Raw genomic sequence first — 9,518 nt, 5'->3', positions numbered from 1 at the left:
TCTGTGATTGCGCAAAAATATAATAAAACCAGTGCTCAATTAAAGTCTTTTAATAAGTTGCGTTCAACGTCATTAGCGATTGGTCAGAAAATTAAAATTCCGGGTGGTTATGTTATAACTAAAACAACTGTCACTCCAAAAGTTGTTGAATCTCATAATACTCAACCATCTGTGCATGTTGTGCAACGTGGTGAATCATTATCTGTGATTGCGCATAAATATAATAAAACCAGTGCTCAATTAAAGTCTTTTAATAAGTTGCGTTCAACGTCATTAGCGATTGGTCAGAAAATTAAAATCCCTGGTAGTATTTCTACTGTAAGTTCATCACCGATCGTGGAGCAAAAAGAACAAGTACATAAAGTTCGACGTGGTGAATCTTTATCAGTGATAGCGAGTAATTATGGTTATACAAGTAGTCAATTGAAGCGTTATAACAAATTACGTTCAACTTCGTTAAGAGTGGGGCAAAAAATTAAAATACCAGCTTCAACTGCAGCATTAGAGACTGTCAAAATTGAAGTGCCTACTCAGCATATAGTGAAAAGTGGTGAAGCATTATCACTGATCGCTCAGCGTTATGGACGTACATCAGAGCAATTCAAAAGTTATAACAACTTACGTTCTTCACAACTTGCCATTGGTCAGGTATTAAAAATTCCAAATGAAGATTATGTTGCGCCTTCCCGCCCAGCATCACATACAGTGACAAGTGGACAGTCGCTTTCTGTAATTGCTCATAAATACGGTATAACCACACAGCAGTTGAAAACATATAATAATCTACGATCTAGCTCATTAGCTGTTGGTCAGAAATTAAAAATACCACCGCAGAAACCGCAAGTTACCAAGCATAAAGTGCGCAGTGGTGAGTCACTTTCTGTGATTGCTCAACGCTATGGAACAACAACAAGTGCAATTATTTCAACTAATAATTTGCGTTCTAAATCACTTGCAATTGGGCAAGTATTAACTATACCGATGAGTTAGCCATATAGTGAGCTTTTCCTTATGTCGATAAAAATATTACCAGCTCGATTGGCTAACCAAATTGCTGCTGGTGAAGTAGTTGAACGACCTGCTTCTGTAGTTAAAGAATTAGTTGAAAATAGTCTAGATGCTGGCGCAACGCGAATCGATATCGAAATAGAGCAGGGCGGTGCAAAGTGTATTCGCATCAAAGACAATGGTAATGGTGTTAGCAAAGAAGAGTTAACATTAGCTTTAAGCCGCCATGCAACAAGTAAAATTGCTCACTTAGATGATTTAGAAGCGATTGTAAGTTTGGGGTTTCGAGGAGAAGCATTAGCGAGTGTGAGTTCTGTTGCTCGTTTAACTTTTACTTCCAAACCTGCAGCTCAAGAACAAGCTTGGCAGGCAATTGCAGAAGGTCGTGATATGCAAGTTAATGTGCAACCTGCTGCGCATCCTCAGGGCACAACTGTTGAAGTACTTGATCTGTTTTTTAATACACCCGCTCGTCGCCGATTTTTAAAAACAGAGAAAACAGAATTTCAACATATTGATGAATTAATTAAACGCATTGCTCTCAGCCGTTTTGATATTGCGATCAGCTTAAAACATAACAATAAAGTTGTTAGACAATATCGTGCAGCCCCCGAACAAGCGCAACAAGAGAAACGCATTGCCAGTATTTGTAGCGAACAGTTTATACAACATGCAGTATATTTTGAGCATGCTGATTCAGCATTAAAAATTTCCGGTTGGGTTTCTGATAGGTTATCACCTAGAGCATTAGCAGATGTTCAATACTGCTATATCAATGGGCGTATGATTCGCGATAAGTTAGTTAATCATGCTATCAAGCAGGTATATGCTCACTTATTGCCACAAGGAATGTTTCCTGGTTATATTATTTACATTGAATGTGATGCTAAAGAAGTGGATGTTAATGTGCATCCAGCTAAACACGAAGTGCGTTTTCATCAAGCGCGTTGGGTGCATGATTTTATTAGTAGTACGTTAAACACAACACTTAATGATAGCTCTTTGTTAAATCACCAAATAGATAACACTCAAGGACATAATAGTATTCGTGTTACTGAGCACGCATATCAACCTCCACAAATCGATGATTTGCATCATCAGGTAAGTAAAGACAGCCATGTATCTGGGACCGCTCAAAAGCAATCTCCACTTGAGAAGGCTTCACCAAATAATCGAAATGGTGGTGGTTATAAAGCTGGATTAAGTGAGCAACAAGTTAATGCTTATTGTGGTTTTATTAAGGAAGCTTCTCAGCAACCAATAGAGTCTTCTCATGGTTATAAAGCAGAACTAAATAAGCCTGTTAACACAAGCGCAGCTAATATATTAACTCTGATAAATGAAGATTATGTATTGATACAAGCGCTTTCATCAGTACTTATGAGTTTGTCTGATAATGGTCTTTTATTGATGTCTCTAAAGGAAGCAAATAGACTTATTGTTTCAAATCACCTTTATAGCGCCTGGCAAGACGGGGAAGTAATTACTCAACCATTATTATTACCGGTACGTTTTAAGGCTGCTCCCACAATGCAAAAAATTGCACAGAAAACCTGTCAGCTATTAAATCGATTAGGTTTTATTTATAAGTTTCAATCTCAATTTATTATTATCAGTCAAGTTCCAGCTTATTTTAGGCATGCTCCTATTGCTGTTATTTTACCGCAGCTATTTGATTACTTAAGCACAACAACTATTGATGATAACGACGACAAAACAGTGAAGTTATTATGTTCTCAATTAGGGCTGTTATTAAGTACAAGTCAAACAGAAAAAACTTCCTCGATAATGGATATTGAACTGCTATTAACTTCAGTGAGTCAATTATCAGTAGAACAGTTACAGCAGTGTTTCAAGCAACCCGATTTATCATTGTTAATACAAGGTATTCATTAATATGGCAATCTTTCCAAAAGCAATTTTTTTAATGGGGCCAACTGCTTCAGGAAAAACAGATTTAGCAATTAAACTGGCACAAGAATGTCGTTGTGAAATTATTAGTGTTGATTCAGCTTTAATATATAAAGGGATGGATATTGGAACAGCGAAACCCAGTTTACAAGAACAAGCATTAGCCCCTCATTTTTTAGTTGATATCATTGATCCTAAAGAGAGTTACTCAGCGGGCGATTTTCGTGATGATGCATTGCGTTTAATGCATGAAATTGTAGCAAGAGGTAATACGCCGTTATTAGTGGGGGGGACCATGCTCTATTATAAAGCATTAGTTGAGGGGCTATCACCTTTACCTAGTGCCAATGCAGAAATAAGAGCAGCGATTGAACAACAGGTAAAAGAAACAAGCTGGCAAGCTCTACACGATGAATTACGCCTCATTGATCCCGTGTCAGCTGAAAGGATCCATGTGAATGATCCACAGCGCTTGTCACGTGCGATTGAAGTTTATCGTATTAGTGGTAAAAGCATAACCGAGTTGACTGCGATTAAAAGTGATCCCATTCCATTTGAAGTACATCAATTTGCTATTGCTCCTACTGAAAAATCGGTATTACATGAGCGTATTGAGCACCGTTTTGATTTGATGCTCGCCGCGGGATTTGAACAAGAAGTACAGCATTTATTTGATCGAGGTGATTTGCATTTAGACTTACCTTCAATGCGTTGTGTTGGTTATCGACAAATGTGGGAATATATCGAAGGTAAGTTAGATTATGATGAATTGCGTTTCAGAGGTGTTGTTGCAACGCGTCAGTTAGCCAAAAGACAAATGACTTGGCTACGTGGTTGGAAACAAAACATTACTTGGTTGGAAAGTGGTGCGACAAATAACTTTGATAGCATTAAGAATATTTTTAATAAGGATATTTGTTAGGCAAGAGAAAAGCATGATGAAATCGCTAATTATTGTACAGTGTGGAAGATAGAAAGAGGTCCTGATCAATCTTTTACACTTTTACTCAGATTCTTTTTTTATGTTTCTTTATACTCCTTACTGGTTACTATAATAATAATAAGAAGGATAAGGATATCACATGGCAAAAGGACAATCTCTTCAAGACCCTTTCTTGAATACATTACGAAAAGAGCGCATACCAGTCGCAATTTATTTAGTTAATGGTATTAAATTACAAGGGCAAATCGAATCCTTTGATCAGTTTGTTATTTTATTAAAAAATACGGTAAGCCAGATGGTTTATAAGCATGCAATTTCTACCGTTGTGCCAAGCCGTGCAGTAGAAACAATTCCTCACGAAGATTAAACTGCCTTATCTACCTATACTATTGGCTTGCCACTGTGCAGGCCATTTTTTTATCTAATCATTTATAGCTGTGATACGATTAAGGCTTATAAGCAATACACAAATATAATTGGAGAGTTCATTGTTTGATCGTTACGAAGCCGGTGAACAGGCCGTTTTAGTTCATGTTTCTTTTACTGATGAAAATAATAAAGAAGATCTTGATGAATTAAAGCTGTTAGTTAGTTCTGCAGGCGTTAATTCAGTGGCAACCGTTACTGGTCCTAGAAAATCCCCACACGCACGTTTTTTTGTTGGTACAGGTAAAGCACAAGAAATTGCAGATACAGTGCGTACAATGGAAGCTGATATTGTAATCTTCAATCATGCTTTAACACCTGCACAATTACGCAATATGGAAGCATTATGTGAGTGTTTAGTCTTAGATAGGACTGCACTTATTCTTGATATTTTTGCGCAACGAGCACGTACCTATGAAGGGAAGTTACAGGTTGAATTAGCTCAATTACATTACATGTCGAGTCGTCTTATACGTGGCTGGTCTCACCTTGATAAACAAAAAGGTGGTGTGGGCATGCGCGGTCCTGGTGAAACACAGCTTGAAAGTGATAGACGTTTATTAAGTGCGCGTATAACAACCATTAAATCTCGATTAGCAAAGGTTTCAAAACAACGTGAACAGGGACGTCGTTCTCGTTTGCGTAATGAAGTGCCGACTGTCTCTTTGGTGGGATATACCAATGCAGGGAAGTCAACGTTATTTAATCAAATTACTGCGGCCGAAGTATATGCTGCTGATCAATTATTTGCGACGTTAGATCCCACGCTAAGAAAAATTTCAGTAAATGATGTAGGAACTTGTATTTTAGCTGATACAGTAGGTTTTATTCGTCATCTCCCACATGATTTGGTTGCTGCATTTAAAGCAACATTACAAGAAACACGTGAAGCAACACTGCTTTTACATGTGGTTGATTGTGCAGATGAAAACTATTTAGCTAATGTTGAAGCTGTTGAACATGTATTAGATGAAATTGATGCTGGTGAAGTTCCATTCTTAATGGTCATGAACAAAATAGATGCCTTAGAAGAAGGAGAGCCAAGAGTTGATTATGATGATTTAGGTAATCCAATTAGAGTGTGGTTATCAGCACAAAAAAATATTGGTGTAGATCTGTTATTTAATGCATTAAGTCATTTATTGTCTGGAAAAATACGTGCTTTACAGCTATCTATTCCTCCTGCACAAGGGAAATTACGAGCATTGTTTTATCAACTAGAATGCATCGAAAATGAACAATATGCAGAAAATGGGAATTGTATTCTTGATATTCGTTTAAATAATACAGATTGGCAACGATTGATAAAACAAGAAGGTGCCTACATAGAAGAGTTTGTTGTTGATACAAATTATGAAACAGTAGCAGAGTTAGATAAAGAAGAATGGACCTAATATGTCATAATCTCTTTATTATTAGAGTGAACATTGTTACATTGCAATAACAGTTTGAGTATTTAGTAAATTCTATTAAATGATTCATTATTAAGCAGATTTTATTAATTCAATTTATGAGTAAATCAGGAGCTAACATGGCTTGGAATGAACCGGGAAAAGATGATAAAAAAGATCAGGACCCGTGGAACAAAAATGATCAAAAAAATGAGCAAGGTCCACCGGATCTAGATGTTGTTTTTCAAAAGATATCTGGAGCTTTAGGTGGTTTGTTTGGTAAAAAAACAACACAAGGCCCAACAGGAAGTAGTAATAATAGTGGTAAGTTTGTTGCTATCGCTATTTTAACTGTTATTGCAGTGGTTTGGTTTGCAAGTGGCTGGTATACAGTAAAAGAGTCTGATCGTGGTGTTGTTTTACGTTTAGGTGCTTATCACTCACAGGTAGATCCTGGCTTACATTGGAACCCTAAATTTATTGACCAAGTTATTCCAATTAATGTTGAAGCCTTCCGTACGATGCCGACTTCAGGCTTTATGCTGACAGAAGATGAAAATATCGTGCAAGTATCGATGGAAGTTCAATATCGTATCATCACGCCGGAAAAATATTTATTTAGTGTAGTCAATGCTGATAACAGTTTATTGCAAGCACTAGACAGTTCTTTACGTTTTGTTATTGGTCATTCAACAATGGATGATGCATTAACAACTGGTCGTGAAGAGGTTCGTCAACAGACATGGGAAATGCTTGATAAAATCATCGAACCTTATGATTTAGGTATTCAGATTGTCGATGTCAACTTACAACAAACTCGTCCACCAGAACAGGTTAAAGACGCATTTGATGATGCAATTGCCGCGCAAGAAGATGAAGAACGTTTTGTACGTGAAGCAGAAGCTTATGAGCGTGAAAAAGAACCGATTGCTCGTGGTCATGTTAAACGTATTGAACAACAAGCTCGTTCTTATGAAGAAGGCATTATCTTACAAGCACAAGGTGCGGTTGCTAAATTCAATCAATTATTACCAGAGTATCAAGCAAACCCTGAAGTTACTCGTCAGCGTTTATATATTGAATCGATGGAAAAAGTATTAACTAACAGCTCTAAAGTCTTAATTGATAATAAAGCAGGTGGGAATTTAACTTTCTTACCACTTGATAAATTGATGAGTAATTCTGCAACGGGAGCTTCTAGCTTACCGGCTGAATCTGAAATTGAAACACGTTCGCGTGCAGATGAAAAAGCAGATAAAGATGAGCGTGCAATAACGAATAGTGAACGAACTTCACGTAGCACTCGTACTACAGGGAGAACTCAATAATGAAAAAATTATTAATACTGCCAGCAATACTCTTATTTGTTTTTGCGACCAGCGCATTTGTTGTGTCTGAAGGCCAAAATGGTATCGTGATGCAGTTCAGTAAAGTAAAGCGTGATACTGATGGTAAGCCAGTTGTATTTGCTCCAGGTTTGCACTTTAAAGTGCCGTTTATCGATTCTGTACGTACTATGGATACTCGTATTCAAACATTAGATGATCAACCAGATCGTTTTGTTACGTCAGAGAAAAAAGATTTAATTATCGATTCTTACGTAAAATGGCAGATAGATGACTTAGCAGTTTATTACTTAGCAACAGGCGGTAATAAGTTACAAGCAGAAGCATTATTAAAACGTAAAATTAATAATGGTTTACGTAATGAAATCGGTTCTCATACGATTAAAGATATTGTGTCAGGCAAACGTGGCGAAGTGATGGAAACTGCACTAAAACGTATGGCTCGTTCATCTGAATTAGGAATTAAAGTGATTGATGTTCGCATCAAGAAAATTAATTTACCTGATGAAGTAAGTAACAGTGTTTACAAGCGTATGCGTGCTGAGCGTCAAGCGGTAGCAAGAGAGCATCGTTCACAAGGTCAAGAAAAGTCTGAAGTGATCCGTGCAAACATCGATCGTAAAGTATCTATCATGTTAGCACAAGCGAATAAAGAGTCGGCTGAGATCCGTGGTAGAGGTGACGCTAAGTCATCAAAGATTTATTCTGAAGCATTTTCTCAAGATCCAGAGTTCTATGCCTTTATGCGTAGTATGCAAGCTTACCAAAAAAGCTTCGCAGATAAGCAAGACGTAATGGTATTAAGTCCTGATTCTGATTTCTTTAAATATATGGGTGCTAAGAAATAAATTTAATTGTCTAAATGACAGTAACTCATTGTAAAAAGGTCGATTTATCGGCCTTTTTTTTGCGCTGAAATATATATATTAGGATTAAGTCACAAAGATATTGATTCGGTTGTTTAATTTTTGCTAAAATCCCCGCTCAATTCGCTAGAGATATGTGATTCTGATGGGAAAAAATGTAGTAATTCTTGGCACTCAATGGGGTGACGAAGGTAAAGGTAAAGTAGTCGACCTACTAACAGACAAAGCACAATGGGTTGTTCGATATCAAGGTGGACATAATGCTGGTCATACACTAGTTATTGATGGAGAAAAAACAGTACTTCATTTGATTCCATCAGGCATCCTGCGTGAAAACGTGAAATGTGTTATCGGTAATGGTGTCGTTTTAGCGCCTGATGCTTTGTTCACTGAAATGAACAAGCTTATCGAGCGTGGCATTCCAGCTAAAGAACGTCTTTCAATTAGTGAAGGTTGTCCTTTGATCCTGCCTTATCATGTTGCACTTGATGTTGCGCGTGAAAAAGCGCGTGGTAATAAAGCTATTGGTACAACGGGTCGTGGTATTGGTCCAGCTTACGAAGATAAAGTTGCTCGTCGTGGTCTACGTATCGATGATTTATTTGATATGGATAAATTTGCAGTAAAACTAAAAGAAGTTGTTGAATACCATAACTTCCAATTAGTTAACTACTATAAAGTAGATCCAGTTAGCTACGAAGATGTACTGGCTCAAATGAGTGAAATGGCTCCGCTATTAATCAGCATGGTGATCGACGTAACTGACGAACTTGATAAAGCCCGTTTACGTGGTGAAAATATCTTATTTGAAGGAGCTCAAGGTACACTTCTTGATATCGACCATGGTACTTATCCATACGTAACGTCTTCAAATACTACCGCTGGTGGTGTTGCTACAGGTAGCGGTTTTGGTCCTACACACCTAGATTATGTATTAGGTATTGTTAAAGCTTACACTACACGTGTGGGTTCAGGTCCTTTCCCTACAGAGCTTTATGACGGCATTGATAAGTTAGATCCTGCTGGTCATCATATGGGGACTGTTGGTCATGAATTTGGCGCAACAACAGGGCGTTTACGTCGTACAGGTTGGTTTGATGCAGTGGCGATTAAACGTGCTGTTCAATTAAACAGTATCACTGGTTTTTGTTTAACTAAACTTGATGTATTAGATGGTTTAGAAGAACTTAAAATTTGTACTGGTTACACTATGCCCGACGGTTCAGTGGTTGATGTGCCACCTATGGCTGCTGATGGTTATGAGCAAGCTGTACCTGTATATGAAACAATGCCTGGTTGGTCTGAAGTGTCTTACGGTGTAACGACATACGATGCTCTACCTGAAAATGCTAAAGCTTACATTAAGCGTTTAGAAGAGCTAACAGGTGTACCAATGGATCTGATTTCTACTGGCCCTGATCGTAACGAAACAATTATCCAAGTTAATCCATTTAACTAATTTCATTCATTAGAGATTTTTACTTTAATTGAAAAATGAGTTCTTTTTGGAAAATAAAAAGCCGTAAATTGTAATGATTTACGGCTTTTTTGTTTTTAATGCTTTGCGATGAAGTTTGAGCTTTGACGAAGCTTAAGTTTATTATTTGATGATGATACCAATCACAGT

The 9,518-nt window shown here is 37.4% G+C and carries 8 protein-coding genes; all 8 read left to right on the top strand.

What is annotated here, in order from left to right; all coding sequences use genetic code 11:
* Positions 1-990 (top strand): LysM peptidoglycan-binding domain-containing protein (locus E2R68_RS00120; RefSeq protein ID WP_134275479.1); only part of this gene is annotated, 990 nt, incomplete at its 5' end.
* 21 nt (positions 991-1,011) lie between these two features.
* A complete protein-coding gene (mutL, locus tag E2R68_RS00115) occupies positions 1,012-2,904 on the top strand; it encodes a DNA mismatch repair endonuclease MutL (RefSeq protein ID WP_134275478.1) in 1,893 nt (630 codons plus the stop codon).
* Positions 2,900-3,841: a tRNA (adenosine(37)-N6)-dimethylallyltransferase MiaA gene (gene miaA / locus E2R68_RS00110; RefSeq protein WP_208380067.1), complete on the top strand. Its 942-nt coding sequence runs from the start codon at positions 2,900-2,902 to the stop codon at positions 3,839-3,841. Before mutL ends, miaA begins: the two co-directional genes overlap by 5 nt.
* Positions 3,842-4,001: 160 nt before the next feature.
* Positions 4,002-4,229 (top strand): RNA chaperone Hfq, encoded by a 228-nt coding sequence (gene hfq / locus E2R68_RS00105; protein ID WP_134275476.1) that lies wholly within the window; start codon positions 4,002-4,004, stop codon positions 4,227-4,229.
* 121 nt (positions 4,230-4,350) lie between these two features.
* A complete protein-coding gene (hflX, locus tag E2R68_RS00100; RefSeq protein WP_134275475.1) occupies positions 4,351-5,682 on the top strand; it encodes a ribosome rescue GTPase HflX in 1,332 nt (443 codons plus the stop codon).
* A 137-nt stretch (positions 5,683-5,819) separates the two neighbouring features.
* Complete coding sequence (gene hflK, locus E2R68_RS00095) at positions 5,820-7,007, top strand: FtsH protease activity modulator HflK (protein WP_134275474.1); 1,188 nt, start codon at positions 5,820-5,822, stop codon at positions 7,005-7,007.
* Positions 7,007-7,873 (top strand): protease modulator HflC, encoded by an 867-nt coding sequence (gene hflC / locus E2R68_RS00090; protein WP_134275473.1) that lies wholly within the window; start codon positions 7,007-7,009, stop codon positions 7,871-7,873. Before hflK ends, hflC begins: the two co-directional genes overlap by 1 nt.
* A 163-nt stretch (positions 7,874-8,036) precedes the next feature.
* Entirely contained in the window at positions 8,037-9,350 is a 1,314-nt protein-coding gene (locus E2R68_RS00085; RefSeq protein ID WP_134275472.1) for an adenylosuccinate synthase, read from the top strand.
* Positions 9,351-9,518: the final 168 nt, after the last annotated feature.

The sequence above is a fragment of the Psychromonas algarum genome (assembly GCF_004376845.1).
Classification (GTDB): Bacteria; Pseudomonadota; Gammaproteobacteria; order Enterobacterales; family Psychromonadaceae; genus Psychromonas.
The sequence above is the reverse complement of the archived record's forward strand: the minus strand, read 5'-3'. Positions and strand labels throughout refer to the sequence as shown.